Source organism: Sporosarcina sp. ACRSL, assembly GCF_022346605.1.
Taxonomy (GTDB): Bacteria; Bacillota; Bacilli; order Bacillales_A; family Planococcaceae; genus Sporosarcina.
In genome coordinates, this window is the sequence record NZ_JAKRNT010000006.1 from 169,094 (window position 1) to 187,909 (window position 18,816).

At 41.3% G+C, this 18,816-nt stretch carries 16 protein-coding genes, 1 riboswitch and 1 other annotated feature; of the genes, 6 read left to right on the forward strand and 10 right to left on the reverse strand.

Translation table 11 applies throughout. From position 1 onward, the window contains the following. Nucleotides 1-12: 12 nt before the first annotated feature. The 4 genes from MHZ92_RS10590 to MHZ92_RS10605 form a co-directional block, all read right to left on the reverse strand. Entirely contained in the window at nt 13-510 is a 498-nt protein-coding gene (locus MHZ92_RS10590; protein ID WP_239431663.1) for a GNAT family N-acetyltransferase, read from the reverse strand. A 163-nt stretch (nt 511-673) separates the two neighbouring features. Next, nucleotides 674-1,807: a cation:proton antiporter gene (locus MHZ92_RS10595; protein WP_239431664.1), complete on the reverse strand. Its 1,134-nt coding sequence runs from the start codon at nt 1,805-1,807 to the stop codon at nt 674-676. 246 nt (nt 1,808-2,053) lie between these two features. Continuing rightward, the gene (locus MHZ92_RS10600) at nt 2,054-2,884 is read right to left on the reverse strand and encodes a hypothetical protein (protein WP_239431665.1); all 831 of its coding nucleotides are present in this window, start codon (nt 2,882-2,884) and stop codon (nt 2,054-2,056) included. Beyond that, nucleotides 2,877-3,392: a sigma-70 family RNA polymerase sigma factor gene (locus MHZ92_RS10605; protein WP_239431666.1), complete on the reverse strand. Its 516-nt coding sequence runs from the start codon at nt 3,390-3,392 to the stop codon at nt 2,877-2,879. The genes MHZ92_RS10600 and MHZ92_RS10605 overlap by 8 nt, the downstream gene beginning before the upstream one ends. 706 nt (nt 3,393-4,098) lie before the next feature. Between MHZ92_RS10605 and MHZ92_RS10610 the strand changes: the two genes are divergently transcribed. After that, complete coding sequence (locus tag MHZ92_RS10610; RefSeq protein WP_239431667.1) at nt 4,099-6,708, forward strand: cation-translocating P-type ATPase; 2,610 nt, start codon at nt 4,099-4,101, stop codon at nt 6,706-6,708. Nucleotides 6,709-6,791: 83 nt separating this feature from the next. Here MHZ92_RS10610 and MHZ92_RS10615 read toward each other — a convergent pair whose 3' ends face one another. From MHZ92_RS10615 to MHZ92_RS10625, 3 genes are all read right to left on the reverse strand, one after another. Next, on the reverse strand, nt 6,792-7,466 hold the full coding sequence (locus MHZ92_RS10615; RefSeq protein WP_370644687.1) for a YetF domain-containing protein: 675 nt from the start codon (nt 7,464-7,466) through the stop codon (nt 6,792-6,794). A gap of 146 nt (nt 7,467-7,612) precedes the next feature. After that, on the reverse strand, nt 7,613-8,521 hold the full coding sequence (metA, locus tag MHZ92_RS10620) for a homoserine O-acetyltransferase MetA (protein WP_239431669.1): 909 nt from the start codon (nt 8,519-8,521) through the stop codon (nt 7,613-7,615). A gap of 72 nt (nt 8,522-8,593) precedes the next feature. After that, a riboswitch (SAM riboswitch) is annotated at nt 8,594-8,700 on the reverse strand. Between the two features lie 55 nt (nt 8,701-8,755). After that, nucleotides 8,756-9,613: a YitT family protein gene (locus MHZ92_RS10625; protein ID WP_239431670.1), complete on the reverse strand. Its 858-nt coding sequence runs from the start codon at nt 9,611-9,613 to the stop codon at nt 8,756-8,758. 200 nt (nt 9,614-9,813) lie between these two features. Between MHZ92_RS10625 and MHZ92_RS10630 the strand changes: the two genes are divergently transcribed. Further along, complete coding sequence (locus MHZ92_RS10630) at nt 9,814-10,092, forward strand: AbrB/MazE/SpoVT family DNA-binding domain-containing protein (RefSeq protein ID WP_239431671.1); 279 nt, start codon at nt 9,814-9,816, stop codon at nt 10,090-10,092. Between the two features lie 101 nt (nt 10,093-10,193). After that, nucleotides 10,194-10,916, forward strand: a complete 723-nt coding sequence (locus MHZ92_RS10635; RefSeq protein ID WP_239431672.1) for a glycerophosphodiester phosphodiesterase — start codon at nt 10,194-10,196, stop codon at nt 10,914-10,916. A gap of 47 nt (nt 10,917-10,963) precedes the next feature. Here MHZ92_RS10635 and MHZ92_RS10640 read toward each other — a convergent pair whose 3' ends face one another. Then, nucleotides 10,964-11,281, reverse strand: a complete 318-nt coding sequence (locus MHZ92_RS10640) for a thioredoxin family protein (protein WP_239431673.1) — start codon at nt 11,279-11,281, stop codon at nt 10,964-10,966. 147 nt (nt 11,282-11,428) lie between these two features. On the opposite strand from MHZ92_RS10640, the gene MHZ92_RS10645 reads away from it, so the two are divergent. Then, on the forward strand, nt 11,429-12,409 hold the full coding sequence (locus tag MHZ92_RS10645) for a M23 family metallopeptidase (protein ID WP_255723481.1): 981 nt from the start codon (nt 11,429-11,431) through the stop codon (nt 12,407-12,409). Between the two features lie 36 nt (nt 12,410-12,445). Here MHZ92_RS10645 and MHZ92_RS10650 read toward each other — a convergent pair whose 3' ends face one another. Both MHZ92_RS10650 and MHZ92_RS10655 read right to left on the reverse strand, forming a co-directional pair. Continuing rightward, nucleotides 12,446-14,491: a prolyl oligopeptidase family serine peptidase gene (locus tag MHZ92_RS10650; RefSeq protein ID WP_239431674.1), complete on the reverse strand. Its 2,046-nt coding sequence runs from the start codon at nt 14,489-14,491 to the stop codon at nt 12,446-12,448. Between the two features lie 369 nt (nt 14,492-14,860). Then, nucleotides 14,861-15,370 carry a DUF3231 family protein gene (locus MHZ92_RS10655; RefSeq protein ID WP_239431675.1) on the reverse strand — a complete coding sequence of 170 codons (510 nt, stop codon included), beginning with the start codon at nt 15,368-15,370 and terminating at the stop codon, nt 14,861-14,863. Nucleotides 15,371-15,712: 342 nt separating this feature from the next. Continuing rightward, nucleotides 15,713-15,933 (forward strand) — a binding site (T-box leader). Between the two features lie 69 nt (nt 15,934-16,002). Here MHZ92_RS10655 and MHZ92_RS10660 point away from each other — a divergent pair. Further along, nucleotides 16,003-17,160 (forward strand): pyridoxal-phosphate-dependent aminotransferase family protein, encoded by a 1,158-nt coding sequence (locus MHZ92_RS10660; RefSeq protein WP_239431676.1) that lies wholly within the window; start codon nt 16,003-16,005, stop codon nt 17,158-17,160. Nucleotides 17,161-17,162: 2 nt separating this feature from the next. Beyond that, the gene (gene serA, locus MHZ92_RS10665; RefSeq protein ID WP_239431677.1) at nt 17,163-18,749 is read left to right on the forward strand and encodes a phosphoglycerate dehydrogenase; all 1,587 of its coding nucleotides are present in this window, start codon (nt 17,163-17,165) and stop codon (nt 18,747-18,749) included. Nucleotides 18,750-18,816: the final 67 nt, after the last annotated feature.

Genomic DNA, 18,816 nt, shown 5'->3' on the forward strand with positions numbered 1-18,816 from the left:
AAAAGGACTCATTTAAGAGTCCCTTTTTAAATTCATTTTAAAGGCTTTAACAACAATTCCGTCGTTCATTGGTTCTAAATCAAGTTCAGGGATACGTTCAAATCCCATACGTTCATAAAGAGATAACGCTTTTTTCATAAAAGAAGCAGTATGAAGACCGATTTGTGCATTTTTTTCTTCCTTTGAAATGGTAATACAATGTTGAACTAAAGCATTTGCAATCCCTTTTCCGCGAATCGAAGGATCAACCGAAAGCATACGAATTTCTGGAAATTCTTGAACAGTCTCGCTCCAATCGTATGCTTGAATTGATGGTGGGAACAATGCGATACTGCCTACAATTTGACCTTCTAGTTCTGTTACGTATATTTTCGCATTATTTTTCAAATCATTATCAGAGATCAGGGTGTTTTTTAATACTTCCCAGTGTTCTTTTGAAACGAGTTGTTCATATTCCTTGTAACTTTTCAATCTAAGATCCCTAACAGTTTCTATTTCTTCAAGTTTCATTTCTCTAATTTTCAATAAATCCATCTCCTTCAAACGACATCATATTATATATATACCATTCAAAAACTTATTACGTATAGTTATTGACTTTAAACCTATATAAAAACCAAGCACTCCAAACGAATTTAGGCCGTTTGAAATACTTGGTTCACTTTTTTGTATTTTAAATGCGTTTTCCAAAGATCGCTTTTAACAATGGAGGGGTAACGATTGTTGTTACAATGATGACAATAATCATTGAAGTGTAATATTCAGCAGGCAATAGCCCGCTCTCTAATCCCATGACAGCTAATATTAACGCTACTTCTCCTCTTGATATCATTCCTGCACCAATGCCCATTGATGACTTTGTATTGAAGCCCGAGACACGAGCTCCAATTCCTGCACCTATAAACTTGGTTATAACGGCAATGACAGAGAAAACAATTAGGAATCCTATTTGATCGCCGATTCCCTCGAAAGATACAGCTAACCCGATACTAACGAAGAAAAACGGAACGAATATCCCATATGCAATCGGTTCAACTTTATGTTCAATTTCATCCTTGAATTTTGTTTGGGCAATGGCAATCCCGGCAAAGAATGTCCCAATAATCCCGGCAATTCCAAGATACTCTGCAAAATAAGCAAAGCTAAAACAAATGATTAAGCCCGCACTTAATGTTCCTTCTGTAACTTGGAATTTAGAAAACAGTTGAATAAATTTAGGAATGAACCATTTCGCAGCTAAAATGATGATAATAAAGAAGAAGATTTTCTTCCCAATTAGTAACGCGATGCTAACATCTGTTCCAACAAAGAAACTCATAGCAACTGCAATTAAAATAACGACAATAATATCGTCCAAAACAGCTGCACCTAGTAATGTTGAACCCTCTTTACTATTGAGCCAACCTAGTTCTCGTAATACTTGAACAGAAATGCTCACAGAAGTGGCTGATAACAATAAACCTACAAAGATCGATTCACCAACTGAAAAACCATAGTATTGCGACGCTAGGTAACCGCCTATAATTGGAGCTATAATTCCCCCTAAAGCTACTAGAATAGCCGCTTTCTTATTTCTGTTTAAATCTTGTAAATCAGTCTCCAGACCCGCTAGAAACATTAAGAGCAAGACTCCTATTTGGCTAAAAATTGTTACAATCTCCGTATCTTGAACCCACCCAAGCAATGCCGGTCCTAAAATAATCCCGACTAAAATCTTACCTAAAACAGATGGTTGTCCTAAACGAACACTTACATGACCCGCTATTTTTGTTGCGAGTAAAATGATAGCAATTTGTAAAATAAACATGATTCCCCTCCTGAAAAAATGGATTATAAACGAAAAAACACATGGCGGTGCCAGCTTTGACTGACTCCACCATGTGTTACGTTTATAATTTAATTGTTAAAATTACTATAGCAGTTCTTATACAGTTTTGCAAATATACTTTCCCAATACCCCCTAAATCTATCCTGTCCCTTTTGTAGAACAAGAAAAAAGAGCCGTCTAAGCAGCTCAACGATCTTCAAGTAAGCGTCCATTACTTTAGTACATTTAATAGATATTTCCAAATTCATCACAGTGGAATTCAATTGTAAATGCTTTTTCAGAAGTTATATTATTCAAATGGAAGAGCCCTTCAATGTAGATACTATATGTTCGTCCGCCGTCTAGTAAAGTAGCTTGCTGCAATGTTTGTTCCCATGTACCATTACCGGGAGTAAGTTTTGTTGAAATCGCATCCACGTTGCTAAACAATTGACGATTTTTATCCGCATTATACTGTGTATCAAAGATCGCTGTAACCTCAATTCCCCTTACTATATCAGGGAAATAGAGATAAGTGGCTTTAGTTGTTTCGCCATTTGGATGGGTGACAGCAGGCTTTAAATCAGTAGATACGGCAGCAAGTACTTCGCGTTCCGTTGCTAAAAAACTTTCCACCATCGATTCAACCATTTTTTCATATTCCGCCGGTTCTACCCAATCTTTCAACTCCTCAATGGGTGGAACGCCAAGCGTAAGACCTGTCTTCTTTTCCATTACTTTCTCCACTATTTTAATATATTGCTGATAATACTGTTGTTTCTGTTCCTCGGTAATCGGTGTCAGCCCTTCATTTCTATCAAATGGAATTTCTTTTTCCTCTGCAAGAGGTGCCTGCCCAGTAATCATCGTGGGCGTGATCAATTCTTTCTCCCCTATTAATGAAAAGACAAATAAACAGCTTGCCACTAGCAGCGCTAAACTGGCTACAGCAGGAAAAAAGGGGTTCTTCTTTTTTGTATGCATCGAAAGTCGTTCGTTGATTTTTCGTAGCACATTTTGTTGTTGCTGTGTCGTATCACCGATTTTCATTTGCAATTGCCGTTTAATTTCATTCACTTTTCAGCACCTCCCATTGTTGAGTCGCTAACTTTTTTCTCAAACGCTCTTTCGCCATTTTCAATCGATATTTAATTGTACTTTCTGATGTATCTATGATCTTCGCGATTTCACGGATGGTTAATTCTTCAAAATAATATAGAATGATGACCTCTCTAAATTGAATCGGCAATCTTAAAACTGCATCAGCCACAATCAATTGTTCGTCTTGCATAATGAGTTGATTTTTCAGCCGAATCTTTCCTGGGAAAAGATTGGTCAGTGTATGCGTCCTGTATCGCCAGCTTTTCAAATAATCTTTGCATCGATTTATGGCCATTCGCGTTAAGTACGTTCGCAAGCTGGATTGCGCTTGAAATTGCTCCGACTTTATCCAATAGTTGATAAACACATCTTGTACAATATCTTCTGCTGCATTCCAATCTTTCACATATAGATAACTGAGCTGAAGCAAATAATCATTATGTTCATGAATGATCGCTCGAAATCTTACATCCTCCAGTTGCACAATAGGTACCCTCCTTTCTACTTATTAGACGATTCCCAAAACACAAAAGTCTAAAATAGTCACATGAAATTACAATTCTTTATAGATTCGGAAAAGGGTTTATTAAATAAAGTACCCCGCTCTAAATTGAACGAGGTACTTATATAAAAGAATTTTGGGGTGCTTAGACACTTAGTAATATAGTACTTTATCCGTTAAATCGTTAATACTTTTTATCGCATCATTCAAAAGTTCCGTTGATCTAAGATGAAAGCCTTCTCGGCTATACGTTGTTATAGGTACTACAAAGCTTGTTGCCTATTTGTCTTGTAGATTCAAAAAAATAACCTAACGTCTTTAGGCATTTCTTCTACCGTAATAACTTTTAACTTTTTAGTTCCAGGAGAAGTCATAATTACATATGATTTTGCATTGTACTCGAAAGCCGTGAACTGCCCCACTCTATTTCACTTATTGAGAATATGCAATTTTATCCACTTCCTTTTATTGTATATTACTTCCATAGTACTTGCTAGTTACTTTGAAATGAAAATAACAGTGGTATTCATCACTTTGAATACTGTCATACCAGGATGGAATAGCGAATAGGATTGATATAGTCCTGGGAAAAGAGTGCAAATCACATTTCCCTATTGGAAACTACTTGAAATGGACAAGTTAGTATGTTATTTAAAAATGCGGATTTTCCATTCAAAGGGGGAAACAAATGACGGGCTACTACCAACAAACTGCGGATGAAGTCATGAAGTTGTTGGACGTTACAGCAAAAGGCTTACATGACGATGAGGTTCAAACAAGACAAGCTTTACACGGTTACAATGAATTGATGGAAGGAAAAAGGACAAGTATCTTTGCTGTTTTTTTAAGTCAGTTCACTGATTTGTTAGTCATTATTCTACTCATTGCCGCTTCTGTTTCTTTTTTGCTGGGTGAGGTCGAAAGCACGGTAGTTATTCTGCTTGTTGTCCTGTTAAATGCTATTCTTGGGACTGTTCAGCACGCGAAGGCGGAACAGTCATTGGAGAATTTAAAGGCTTTATCCTCCCCTATCGCAAAAGTGATGCGGAACAATCAAATTATCGAGATTGATTCTGTTGATATCGTCGTCGGAGATCTTCTTTATTTAGAGACCGGTGACTTTATAAGTGCCGATGGAAGAGTCATTGAAAGCTACAATTTGCATATTAATGAAAGTTCTCTAACCGGTGAGTCATTGGCTGTAGCTAAAAGTAATGCGCCCATTGACGAATCGCATAAACTGATTGCCGACCAAAAAAATATGGTATTTGCCGGAAGCTTTGTCACGAAGGGACGCGGCCTCATCGCTGTGACAGCAATCGGGATGGAAACCGAAATCGGAAAAATCGCGAATCTGCTGGATACTGCAAAAGAGAAGAAAACCCCTTTGCAAGTAAGCTTAGATCAATTTGGAGAAAAATTAGCACTTGGAATTACTATGATTTGCTTAGCCATTTTCTCAATTGACCTTATTCGCGGGCGCGAATTGGTCGAATCTTTTATGTTTGCCGTTTCACTAGCGGTCGCAGCCATTCCAGAAGCATTGAGTTCAATTGTGACGATCGTGCTCGCCTTCGGAACCCGAAAAATGGCGAAGGAAAACGCGATTATCCGAAAACTATATGCTGTTGAAAGTCTGGGCAGCGTATCAGTTATTTGTTCCGATAAAACAGGAACCTTGACTGAGAATAAAATGAAAGTTCAACATCTGTATGTCGACCAAAAAGTCATTTCGCACAATGAACTACAAACGAACAACCCAATTGAGAAGAAACTTCTTATACAAGCTTTATTATGCAACGACGCTTTGAATCAGGGCGATAAGGAAATTGGCGATGCTACAGAATTAGCCCTCGTCAAATTAGGGAGACAGTTTCTGTTTGATGAATTACTCGTCCGAAAGCACTTTCCGAGAGTTGCGGAACTTCCGTTTGATTCCGATAGAAAGCTGATGAGTACGGTGAATCAAATCGATGGACAAACAATCATGATTACAAAAGGGGCCGTAGATACACTCCTTCCAAAAACCGTGAAAATCGAGACGTCTAAAGGCATTCAGACAATGACAGACCGACAGCGAAGAGAAATCGAAGAAGTTAATCGACATTTTTCTCAAAACGGTTTACGGGTATTAGCAATTGCCTTCAAAGATATGGATAGCAAACGAACGATCGATGTTTATGATGAAAGAGGGTTGACGTTTGTAGGCTTACTGGCGATGATGGACCCTCCAAGAAATGAGTCGCAGGCAGCTGTTGAGAGCTGCAAAAGAGCCGGAATTAATCCTGTCATGATTACGGGGGATCATAAAATAACAGCAATGGCGATCGCCAAACAAATTGGGTTTTTAGAAGATTCTTCCGAAGCAATCGAAGGACATGAAATAGAAAAACTTACGGACGAGCAATTACAAGAACAAGTTCAAAACTATTCCGTCTATGCCCGTGTTACCCCCGAGCATAAAATCCGAATTGTGAACGCGTGGCAGGAAAAAGGACATGTCGTTGCGATGACTGGGGACGGTGTAAATGATGGACCTGCCTTGAGGAAAGCTGATATCGGTGTTGCAATGGGAATCACAGGAACAGAAGTCGCGAAGGATGCTTCCTCTATGGTTTTAACGGATGACAATTTTTCAACGATTGTTAAAGCGATTGCGAACGGAAGAAGCATATACACAAATATAAAAAATGCTATTCTTTTTTTATTGTCGGGAAATGCTGGAGCCATTTTTGTCGTGCTCTATGCAACGATATTCGGATTACCCGTCCCCTTTGCGCCGGTCCATCTTTTATTCATCAACTTGTTAACCGACAGCCTACCCGCAATCGCCATCGGTTTAGAGCCGCATAACCCAAAAGTGATGAGGGACAAGCCAAGAAATATCCATGCACATTTACTTACTAAAACGTTTACGGCTCGCATTGTCATCGAAGGTCTCTTAATTGCTATCTCTACGGTTATCGCTTTTCTCACGGGATTAAAGACAGGTGATCCACTTACCGCAAGCACAATGGCGTTTGCAACCTTATGTCTGGCTCGTTTAGTACATGGTTTCAATTCAAGATCGAAAGCTTCCATCTTTGCAATCGGGGTATTTTCAAATAAGTATTCATGGATTGCATTTTTCATCGGGGTCATTTGTTTGCATGTTGTTCTGCTGCTGCCCTCATTATCGGGCATGTTTAAAGTTGCCACATTAAGCAGTTCACAATTTATGCTTATTTATAGTTTGGCAATTTTGCCGTTCCTTGTGATTCAGTGGTTTAAACTACTATTGGTGAGAAATAATAATTGAGAGTTGAGGAGGAATTGTGGTTTGAAGTAATATTCGGGGGCATTTTTCTTTTTCTGCCCCCAAATTGGAATTGCAATAATCTATTACTTTTCCTCAGTCCGTTGATCAATATGGAGCGTCCCGTCTGTGAGGATTTCGGCGTAATACACTTGTTCCACATTACTGAAACCGCTTTTCTTCAGTTGTTCATACACCCATTCCTCAGTCAGTTTTAGATCAGTCAAGTTTTGCTTAATTAATTTTCCATCTATAATGATTGCTGTCGGTATATACTTTGGCTCGTTGCCTGGTGCCTTCACATCTTTTCGCGTTGCGGTTTCTTTACTTGCTTTTTTCAGGACACTTAATTGACCGTTCGTTTCAAGAATTGCATAATTTACGTCGTCAACTGCGAAAATACTTTGCTCGCGTAGTAACATGTTCAAATCGTTCAACGTTAGACGCGCCTTCTTCATTCCTTGTTCACTTATTTTTCCACTTTGAATAACAATCACGGGCTGGTCATCGAATAATATTCTCGCTTTCATCGACTTCACAGTTAAAAAATTCACAAATATTGTTAATAGAGCCCACCAAATTAAAGAAACCATACCATTTAGAAAAGGAGTTTCCGATTGAGCGGAGATTTCAGCTGCAATCGAGCCAATTGTAATCCCTGTAACGTAATGGAAAAATGTAAGCTGCGAAATCTGTTTTTTCCCCATTAGTCGGGCAAGTATCATAAGAGTAATAAAAGCAAACGTTGTTCTAAGTATCATTTCCCAAAAATGCACATCTTTAATTGCATCCGAGATCATCTTTGTACACACCTCCATTAACGCTAGTGTGTGATAGAACTATGACAATATACGGGGAAAAAATAAAAGCAAAGCAGGAATTTCCCTGCTTTGCTTTTGATTTCTATTTATTCCCATTCGTACGGTGTTTCCTGGTAAACATAATAATTCAACCAGTTCGAGAAAAGAAGATGTGTATGGGAGCGCCATGTGTTCAATGGCTCTTTTTTCGGGTCATTATCTGGGAAGTAGTTTTCCGGCATCTCGATATCAATCCCTTTTTTCAAGTCCCGTTCGTATTCTTCACCAAGCGTGCATGCATCATATTCCAGGTGGCCTGTAATCATAATATGTTTTCGATCTCTCGATAGGATGATAAATGCACCAGCTTCTTCGGAAACGGCTAATAATTGAAGGCGCGGATCTTGTTCGATTTCCTCAATTGAAACAGATGTATAACGTGAATGAGGTGCATTAAATTGATCATTGAAGCCTCTTGCCAATTCAACAGTTGGATCATTCAAAACATGACTATATACTCCTGAAAGCTTTTTTGACAGCTCAAATTTATTAATGCCGTAATGGTGATAGAGAGCGGCTTGCGCTCCCCAACAAATATGTAAGACGGAAGTGACATTCGTTTTAGACCAGTCCATGATCTGCTTCAACTCATCCCAATAAATTACATCCTCGAACTTTAAATGCTCAATCGGAGCCCCGGTGATGATCAAACCATCAAAGCGGCGGTGCTTAATATGCTCAAATGTTGTGTAAAACGAATCCAGATGATTTTTACTTACATTTTTCGATTCATAAGTTGCGGTGTTCAAGAACGTCACGTTCACTTGCAATGGCGTATTACCAAGCAGCCGTAATAATTGCAGCTCCGTCTTTTCCTTTTCAGGCATTAAATTAAGGATAAGGATATTTAACGGACGTATATCTTGGGTTGTTGCCCGCCCTTCATCCATCACAAAAATCTTTTCTTCTCTCAACAATTCCCGCGCCGGTAATTGTTCAGGTATATTGATTGGCATTTTGTCTCCCCCTTATAAAAATAAAAACCTCGCTCCAAAAGATAGGAACGAGGATTTACATCGGCTTCTCCGTTCTTATCTCTCAAGACATGACATCTTGTTGGAGGTAGCACCTTCCTGCAATGCAGAGGTTGCTGAAGCTTCATCGGGCCAATTCCCTCAGCTTCTCTTGATAAGAATTATTCAATTGAAACTATTATATCATCATTATTGGAATTGTATACTGATTTCTTGTCATTGGCGGACTTTCGCTTTTGAAAATCCGAGACCGAGTATTTCCGATGCATTGAGGAAAATGACAAAGGACGATGGTTCGGCGGCTTGCAATAATTTCTTTAAATAGACCGCTTCGGACTGTTCGACTACGCAAAGAATCATCGTCTTTTCATTGTTTGAATAGCCCCCCGTCGATTGAACTTTCGTCAATCCACGGTCGATTTCGTTCTGGATAATCGATTGAATTTTTTCTTCGTGCTCCGTAATGATAAGAACAAGCTTAGTCGGCGACGTTTGCAATTGGACGAAATCAATCACCTTGCTCGTTACGTAAATCGACATGAGCGCGTATAGCGCTAGCTCGAAATTGAAAACAAAAGCGGAAGTAACGACAACGATCCCGTCGACGATTAATTGGGAAAAACCGCTTGAAATACGTGTATATTTTTTCAGAAGTTGGGCAATTAAAGCTGTGCCGCCTGTCGACCCATTCCCCCTATACACGATTCCCAGTCCGATACCGAGCATAATGCCGCCATAGATCGAACTGAGAAACGGATTATCTACGGATAACTGAAGACCGCTTGTCAAATAGATTACGAATGGGACAAAAAAAGTACCGACAATCGTCTTAGCGCTAAACTCCTTCCCTACGAGCAACAGCCCCAGTAGGATGAGCGGGATATTAATAAGCCATTGTACATATGCCGGGCTATAACCAAATAATTCGTACAAAATCGTACTGACGCCTGAAATGCCTCCTGCCGCGATACGCGCCGGCAAGAAAAATATATTGTATGCTAGTCCGACCAGTGCAGCTCCAAAAATAATTTGTATATAATCGAAAACTACGGGTTTCTTTTGGATGAATGACATGGATGATTCCCTCCTCTTTCTTCAAGGACTTACCTATTCTATCAGAAAAAATCGTTGTCAGAAACGTTTTAAAGACTGGATAAGAGGAATAGAGAGAATAGGAGACCAGAAGAAAGTATACACATTTTTTTGTATTTTTCTAATTTACTGGTATAATTGTAGTTACATGTATAACAAAACATAATGTCAGGGAGGATAATATGCGTAGTTTAGGTATTGTCAGAAAAGTCGACCATCTAGGCCGGATTGTGATCCCTAAGGAACTGAGAAATACATTGAAGCTGGAAAAAGGCGCTCCAATGGAGATTTTCGTGGATGATGATATGATCATCCTGCGAAAGTATGTAGTCGATGCAGCTTGCATCGTAACTGGAGAAATCACTCCTGAAAACACTAGACTTTCAAACGGCATGTATATAAGCCCTAAAGGTGCAGAAATCTTGAAAGAAGAAATTGAAGCTAAAAAGACTTGGAATTGAATTGGATTGAACTAAATTAAACAGGTGTAGGCGAAGGGCAACTTGGGGCGTTGCCCTTTTCATAACGCAAAGAAAGTCCAATTGAAATCGGAGGAAATGAAATGGATGTATTTGCACATAGGGGTGCATCGGGAAATTATCCGGAAAACACAATAGCTGCATTCAACGAGGCAGCACGGCTTCCCGTTTTTGGTGTAGAATTCGATGTACATATGACAGCGGATGGCGAACTCGTCGTTATCCATGACGAATCAATTGACCGGACATCGAACGGAACAGGGTATGTGAAAGACCTGTCCTTAGCAGAATTAAGAAAATATGATTTCGGCAGTTGGTTCTCTTCCGATTTCCAAGGAGAAATGATTCCAACGCTGGCTGATGTCCTCGATGTTTTCGAATTTACAAATCACAAGCTGAATATCGAGTTGAAATCGGATATTTTCCCTTACGTTGGTATGGTTGAAAAAGTGCTCGCTTTGATTACGGAAAGACAAATCGCATCCCGCGTCATCATTTCTTCGTTTGATCACGCCGCTATCGAATCTGTAAAATTATACCACCCCGAAATTGAGACGGCCGCATTATTCATGGAAGTGATCGTCCACCCGTTGGACTATATCCGCAGAATACCAGCGGATGCCCTGCATATCTTCTTCCCTGCAGCAATCCGCCCATCGATCGCCGAAGTGATCAATAGCGGCATGCCCGTCCGAACCTTTACAGTCAATGATGTAACACACGCAAACATATTAAAACAAGCAGGGGTACAGGCAATTTTCACAGACTACCCGGAAAAAATGTTAACTTTTTTAGACTCCATATAAAAAGAGATATCGCCGATCCCTTATTAGGATGGCGATATCTCTTTTCTTTATGCACTCAAACCGTCTATGAATGCCTCGATTTCTTCCTTCGTCTTCCGGTCCTTGCTGACAAAACGACCGACTTCTTCCCCACCATTAAATGCAATAAAGCTCGGAATTCCAAATACATCCAGTTGTTGGCAAATATCAATGAACTCATCACGATCGACGTAAATAAATTGATATTCCGGATAATCCGCCTCAATTGCAGGCAAGAACGGTTCAATCACTCTGCAATCCGGGCACCAATCCGCAGAAAACATGAACATTGTCCGTTCTTCATTTTTCAATTGCTCAAACTGTTCAACCGATTGAAGTTTTTCCATTGTCTCGCTCCCCTTCTTTTTTTATCTCCTAAAGTATATCACTCCAAAAAGAATCCACCATATGATGACGAATTAAAATTTAAAACAAAAAATCATGAATTGAACGTTTCGGGGCACTCTAAACATTCAACAAAGGAGGTTTCCTCATTGCGTATCTATAATATAGTTGCTCCTATATGTCTCATCATCAGTTTTTGCCTCGCTCCCCAAATTGCCTCTGCATCCAACGAACGAAGTGAAAAGGAGATTGTCGAGGAGCGAATGGGTTTTTATTTGCAGTTCTCCAATGAATTAGTTCCATGGTATCACCTTGCTGCAATTGACCAATTTGAACGGAATATCCAGCAAGTTCGTAATGATCTTAAGAAAACCGACGGACCGATTTCCATCCAATTCCCTGTTGACCATTGGTTTGGTGCATTCAACCCAGATCCTTCCGACAGTTCCCCGGCAACCATAGCGATTTTTGGCGGATATGGGACCGATGGCAATAACGACGGGATTGCAGATCTATATGACCCGATGGATGTTCTAATGACCATGTCTTCCCATTTAGCTATGTACGGACCGGATGAGAATGATTTTAAAGCTGCATTATGGCATTATTATAAGCGGGAAGCGACCGTCAATCAAATTATGACAATCGCCAAGTTATTCAAGCACTTTGAAACGATCGAGCTGGATAAGCATATATTTCCCATCCCTAAAGGACATCATTATTCGTACCGTGGTACTTGGGGTTCAAAACGCGGATGGGGTGGACGCCGCATCCATGAGGGGACAGATATTTTTGCAGGATATGGCGTACCGGTCGTCGCCACTTCCTACGGCGTAATTGAAGTGCTGGGTTGGAATGAATACGGCGGCTGGCGCGTCGGTATACGCGATAATCATAACACCTATCATTATTTTGCTCACTTGGCTTATTTTGATAAAGGCATTAAAGAAGGCGATATTGTTGAGCCAGGAACACTTCTTGGCTACGTCGGCAGTACTGGCTATGGAAAAGAAGGGACTTCCGGGAAATTCCCTCCTCATCTCCATTATGGTTTATATAAATACAATGGCAAAACGGAGTGGTCATTCGATCCTTACCCTGCCCTCCGCAATTGGGAAAGGCAAAAATAAGAGAAGGCTGTCTTGTTTTAAGACAGCCTTCCTTTTTTAAATTTCTATATCCAATGTTTTGAAGAGGAATGAATATACATCAGTTTGTTCTTCGATAATCTTGACGGTCGGCTTACCGAGTCCGTGTCCTGCATTTTTTTCCACACGAAGTAAAATTGGGTTATCGCCTTTATAGGCCGTTTGTAAAGTGGCTGCAAATTTCATCGCATGCGCTGGAACGACACGATCGTCCGTATCTGCCGTCGTAATTAATGTAGGTGGATACTCGACGCCTTCCCTCACATTATGCAGCGGTGAATACTTGACCATATAAGCGAAATCTTCCGCATTTTTTTCAGCATTTCCGTAATCCGTCACCCAAAAGCGTCCGACCGTAAATTTATGGTAACGGAGCATATCTATAACCGGCACTTGACAAATGGCGGCACCGAATAAATCTGGTCGTTGCGTGATGCTTGCCCCGACGAGCAAACCACCATTGCTGCCCCCCATAATTGCAAGCTTTTTCGACTTCGTATATCCTTCAGCGATTAGCCATTCTCCTGCCGCAGCGAAATCATCGAACACATTTTGTTTACGTTCAAGCGTTCCCGCCTTGTACCACTCTTCCCCAAATTCTCCTCCACCTCTTAAGTTGGCAACGGCATAGACACCGCCTTCTTCAATCCACATGCGTACTGCAGGCGAGAAAGATGGTGTCAAACTAACATTAAATCCGCCATATCCGTATAACAGCACCGGATTTTCTCCATTTAAAACTAAGCCCTTTTTATAGGTCAAGAACATCGGGATGTTCGTACCGTCTATAGATGGATAAAAAACTTGTGTTGTTTCGAACCCTTCTGTATTGAATTGATTTCCTTGCTGAAATACCCCAGTCAATTCGCCATGTTCAAAGTCATAACTGGCAACGACACTTGGCGCCAAATAGGAAGTGTACCCGATCAGCATCCAAGCTTCCTCTTTCTTTCCTGTTAAACCGGTCAGGGAAATGTATCCTGGCAAATCGACGTCTCTTACATGGTCGCCTTCTAAATTGTAAATCTTCAAGACATTATGTGCATTATGCAGATAGCAAACGACGAGTTGACGGTTTACGATTTTTCCGAATGATAGGACATCCTCTTTCTCCGGAATAATATCGACCCAGTTATCTTTTGTCGGGTTATCGATATCGACGGCGATGATTCTTTCGCGAGGTGCGTCCACATTCGTTACGAAATAAAATGTGCGCCCTTCATTTCCGATATAGGAATACTCCCCATCCCAGTTATCGAATAGATGGACAAATTCTCCGTCTTCAACAAGATCTTTAAAATAGATCCGACTTTTATTTTCTGTTCCTTTCCAAACGTTCAAGATCAGATAGCGGTAATCGTCCGACATAATGGGATTAAAGGAGAATTCCTTGTTGTCCGGATCTTCATAAACTAGCACATCTTTCTCTTGGGAAGTACCGACCTCATGCCAGTACACTTTATTGTAAAAGCTTTGTTCTTCAGGCTGAACTGTGGAGGGATCCGGAAAACGGTTATAATAAAAACCTGTCCCTTCTTCATTCCATGCAATGCTTGAGAACTTGCAAAATTGGATTAGGTCTTCTTCATCTTTACCAGATTCCAAGTTTCGCACTTTTATTTCTTGCCAGTCGCTTCCATTGAATGAAATCCCATACGCCAATCTCTTACCATCTTTTGAGAATGCCAGGTTCGTAATCGCCGCTGTTCCTTCGTCGTTCATCGTATTTGGGTCTAAAATAACCTCCAACTCTTCTGATTGAAGGTCTTTCGTACGATAAAAAACAGCCTGGTTTTGGAGTCCGTCATTTTTATGGAAATAGTAATAATCTCCTTCTTTTCGAGGGACGGTATACTTCGGGTAATTCCACGTTTTGGTTAGCTTCTGTTTCATCTTTTCCCGATGTGGGAATGTCGCGATGAATTTTTGCGTTTGACTGTTTTGTTCATCCACCCACTGTTGAACTTCCGGGTTTTCCGGTTGTTCTAGCCATCTGTATGGATCACGGATGTCGGTCCCATGGAAATTTTCAACTACTTCTTCTTTTCTTGTAAATAACACCATTCATACTCCCCCTTTTCTATCTAACAATTGCCATTTTACCACATTCTTCTGAAAAGTGGGCATAAAGAAAGCAGCTGATTATTATCAGCTGCTTCAGCCTGTTGACAAACGCTCGCATCCGTTGTTGGGGCCTACAGGAGGTAGGTCATGCATCCGTTGCCGCAGGACGCGGCGCTCTTAGGATGCCTTCTTCCGCTCGTCCGCTCAGGAACTTTAGTTCTATTCGCGTCTTCGCTCCACTTCGCGCGGGCTCGCAGGATGCGAGTCATGCAACCGTTGCCACAGGACGTGGCGCTTTGAGGTTGCCTTCCTTGACAAGCGTTTTCAATCAGGCTGAGAAAAACCTATTTATCATGTTTTTCCCTAAAATCATTTATTGAATGTTGCACCATGTAACGGAGGGGGGATAACCCAGCCTTTTTCTTTGTTAAGACGGAGTAATCTCATTCCAAACAAAAGTCGGTCTGCATGAAATTTACTGAACATCATTGCAATGTCTTCTCGGAGGCATTGACCAATTACCTGACTGCATGAAACAAGACCTTGGCCGACGTTGATGGAAACAGCTGCACTGATTTCCGGATCCATATAACGCGCGCCAACTGGAATCTCTTCCGCATTTGCTTTTGCACGATCAGGCAAAGACGGAGGAGGCGTCACGCCGTTCTCCTTAAGCACTCTTTCGACTGCTTCATTCTCTTCCTTCATCATGTCAACCGCGTCTTTCAGAAGTGCTTTCAGATCCTCGTCACCAGCATGATTGATGAAACCTTCATAGCCGCTGATTAATCCTTTGTTCGCACCTGCGTATGCCCAACAACCGATGACTTCACCATAGTGCATTGGCTCTTCTTTCGGATTACCATTTAAAATGCCCAATTTTTCTCCCTCTTTTCTTAAACTTATCCATAGATGATTATGGTACTGCAATTATGATGTGAAAACCGTGGTATTTTATACATACATTTGAGGCTATAAATTTTATTTGACATTTTTCAAAAGTTTGATAAGATACTTCAAAACATAAACTTTTTTAAATGAATCATCATACAGCAATTATTTTTCACGAACATTTTTATAATGCAATAAATAAATCGTTCGCATTCGGAATCAAATCAATATCCTCGTATGTGTTTCGATGGATATTTTTAAAAATTATACGAATAATAGATTGACATTCAGAATTATCGTGTTATGATTGTCAATAATTAAATAACTCGATTAATGATTTGGACGGAGACAGGCTTTGCCAATCGGAATCCATAGAGAGCTGATGGTTGGTGAGAATCAGCGTTTTCGACGCAAGGCAGCACTCCTGAATCGATGAACTGAAACTTTTGAGTAGGTTCATCCGGCACATGCCCGTTATGCATGCAATGAAGGCTGTCTATAGACAGCGAAAAAGGGTGGCACCGCGTAGCTGAAAGCTTTTCGCCCCTTGCATATGTTTGCAAGGGACGGAAGGCTTTTTTGTTTGTATTCACATCAATTTATCCAAGGAGGAAAATGACATGTTACAAGATCAACAATTCTTACGGATTCCAGGACCATCACCCATTCCACCAAGTGTACAAAGAGCTATGGCGCAACCGATGATCGGGCACCGTGGAAGCGAGACTTCTGAATTGCTTCGCTCTATTACACCCCGACTGAAAAAAGTGTTCGGCACTGAACAAGATGTAATGATCGTCGCCGGAAGTGGGACTGCCGGATTGGAAGCGGCCGTCATCAATGCCGTTATGCCAAAGGAAGAGGTACTTGTCATCGTCACGGGTGCTTTTGGAGCGCGCTTCGCACAAATATGTGAAGCGTATGGAATTCGCGTACACAACTATGAAGTTGAATGGGGAAAAGCTTTTGATCCCCTTGAAATCCAACAGCATCTTCGTAGTTTGCCAAAAGTGCGAGCCGTTTTTGCAACATTTTGTGAAACATCAACAGGTGTCATTAATCCAATTCATGAACTCGCTGCTGCGGTCCATGAAGTATCCGATGCACTTATTATCGTCGATGGCGTTTCATGTGTCGGCGGTGTCGAAACTAAAATGGATGATTGGGGCATTGACATAATGGTGTCAGGCTCACAAAAGGCGTTCATGCTACCTGCAGGATTGATGTTCGTTGCAGTAAGCGAGCGGGCATGGGACGTCATTGACGCTAACCCGAACCGTGGCTTCTATTTAAATTTGTCGAAGTACAGGGATAACCTAGAAAAGGACACGACTCCTTTCACCCCTGCCCTTTCCTTACTTTTTGGGCTTGACCAAGTGCTGACGATGATGGAAAAGGAAGGACTCGAAAATGTCTATCACCGTCATACGCTTATGAAAGAGATGACCCGTGCTGCTTTCCATGCTCTCGATATTCCTTTATTGACGAATGATACCGATGCATCCGGCACAGTAACTGCTATCCAACCGAAAGATTTCGATGCAGAGGAATTCCGTAAAATGATTAAAAAGGAATTTAATCTATCTGTTGCCGGCGGACAGGAACGTTTAAAGGGGAAGATTTACCGGATTGGGCATATGGGTTATTGTTCCCCCGCGGACGTTTTACAAACGATCGGCATGATGGAGCTAGGATTGATGAAAATCGGAAAAAATATTGAACTTGGCAAAGGTGTCGCGGCAGCTCAACGAATTTATTTAGAAAAGGGGCAGAATTGACGATGACGTACCATATATTGATTGCAGATCCATTAAGCGAGGAAGGAATCCATCCGCTCAGGCAAGCGGAAGGTTTGGAAATCACCATTGCGACCGACATGCCAAAAGAAGAACTTCTTGATAGGATTGATGAGTTCGATGCACTGCTCGTTCGCAGCCAAACACAAGTGACGCGAGAAGTGATTGAAGCCGCTAGCAAGTTGAAAATAATTGGTCGTGCTGGCGTCGGAGTCGACAATATCGACCTGGATGCCGCAACGGAACATGGAATTATCGTCGTCAATGCGCCTGACGGCAATACAAACTCTGCGGCAGAACATACAATTGCAATGTTGACAGCGTTAGCTCGAAAAATTCCACAAGCATTCAACTCATTGAAAGACGGTAAATGGGATCGAAAATCATTTATCGGTGTCGAGTTGAAAAACAAGACACTCGGCGTTATCGGTTTAGGACGAATTGGTGCTGAAGTGGCTGCCCGAGCGAAAGGACAACGAATGAACGTTATTGCGTATGATCCATTTTTAACAGAGGAAAAGGCACAAAAGTTGGGAATCGGATTTGGTACGGTGGAAGATGTATTAATAGAGGCTGATTTTATTACGATCCACACTCCTTTATTAAAAGAAACTCGTCATTTATTGAACGAAGATGCTTTCGCGAAAATGAAAGATGGCGTACAAATCATTAACTGTGCTAGAGGTGGGATTATAGACGAGTATGCGCTTTACGAGGCGATTTTGTCAGGTAAAGTAGCAGGCGCTGCACTTGACGTATTTGAAACGGAACCGTTTGTTGATCATCCATTGTTAACATTGCCTCAAGTGATTGCGACCCCTCATCTAGGGGCGAGCACAGTCGAAGCGCAGGAAAGCGTTGCCGTCGATGTCAGCATGGACGTTGTGAATTTCTTCAAAGGAGAAGCAGTCCGTAATCCTGTCAATCTACCTTCTGTTTCGAAGGAAGTATTGGCAAAAATCGCACCATTTTTCGATTTGGCGGAAAAACTCGGCGTCTTCTTATCTCGCATGACAGATGAAGCAATTGAAGAAGTGAATGTCAAATATGCAGGGGAACTCGCCAATTACGATGTGCGCCCACTAACCCGTAATACGGTGAAGGGTATTCTGAAACGAAACCTTGGAACCCACGTAAATGACGTCAATGCAATCTATTTAGCAGAACGGTTCGATATTAAAGTGAATGAACATAAGACAACGACGAGCAAAGGTTTCCTCCATTTGATGACTGTGGAAATCGTCACTGCACGTGCTACACATTATGTGGCGGGCACTTTGCTGAACGGCCTCGGAGCACGCATCGTCAAGGTCGATGATTATGCGGTCGATGTCGTGCCTGCGGGTCATCTACTGTTCATCAAGCATAAAGACCAACCCGGAGCTATCGGTCGTGTTGGAACGTTACTCGCACGGAAAAACATCAATATCGCTACGATGCAAGTCGGACGTTCGACCGTCGGAGGTGATGCGATCATGATGTTGACGATCGATAATCGTGTCGACCAGAAGGAAATCGAGGACTTGACCGAGCTTGCAGATATTTACGAAGTGAAAGCGATTGATCTTTGAAACATTGATGGAGCCTTTGTTGAATAAAGGAGCCTTTGTGCGAATAAAGGAGCCCTTGTCTAAAAGA

Bases quoted from the DNA above. Each gene is read 5' to 3' on its own strand.
- MHZ92_RS10590 (WP_239431663.1), bottom strand. From the start codon at position 510: ATGAAACTTGAAGAAATAGAAACTGTTAGGGATCTTAGATTGAAAAGT.
- MHZ92_RS10595 (WP_239431664.1), bottom strand. From the start codon at position 1,807: ATGTTTATTTTACAAATTGCTATCATTTTACTCGCAACAAAAATAGCG.
- MHZ92_RS10610 (WP_239431667.1), top strand. From the start codon at position 4,099: ATGACGGGCTACTACCAACAAACTGCGGATGAAGTCATGAAGTTGTTG.
- MHZ92_RS10615 (WP_370644687.1), bottom strand. From the start codon at position 7,466: ATGATACTTAGAACAACGTTTGCTTTTATTACTCTTATGATACTTGCC.
- metA (WP_239431669.1), bottom strand. From the start codon at position 8,521: ATGCCAATCAATATACCTGAACAATTACCGGCGCGGGAATTGTTGAGA.
- MHZ92_RS10625 (WP_239431670.1), bottom strand. From the start codon at position 9,613: ATGTCATTCATCCAAAAGAAACCCGTAGTTTTCGATTATATACAAATT.
- MHZ92_RS10630 (WP_239431671.1), top strand. From the start codon at position 9,814: ATGCGTAGTTTAGGTATTGTCAGAAAAGTCGACCATCTAGGCCGGATT.
- MHZ92_RS10635 (WP_239431672.1), top strand. From the start codon at position 10,194: ATGGATGTATTTGCACATAGGGGTGCATCGGGAAATTATCCGGAAAAC.
- MHZ92_RS10640 (WP_239431673.1), bottom strand. From the start codon at position 11,281: ATGGAAAAACTTCAATCGGTTGAACAGTTTGAGCAATTGAAAAATGAA.
- MHZ92_RS10650 (WP_239431674.1), bottom strand. From the start codon at position 14,491: ATGGTGTTATTTACAAGAAAAGAAGAAGTAGTTGAAAATTTCCATGGG.
- MHZ92_RS10660 (WP_239431676.1), top strand. From the start codon at position 16,003: ATGTTACAAGATCAACAATTCTTACGGATTCCAGGACCATCACCCATT.
- serA (WP_239431677.1), top strand. From the start codon at position 17,163: ATGACGTACCATATATTGATTGCAGATCCATTAAGCGAGGAAGGAATC.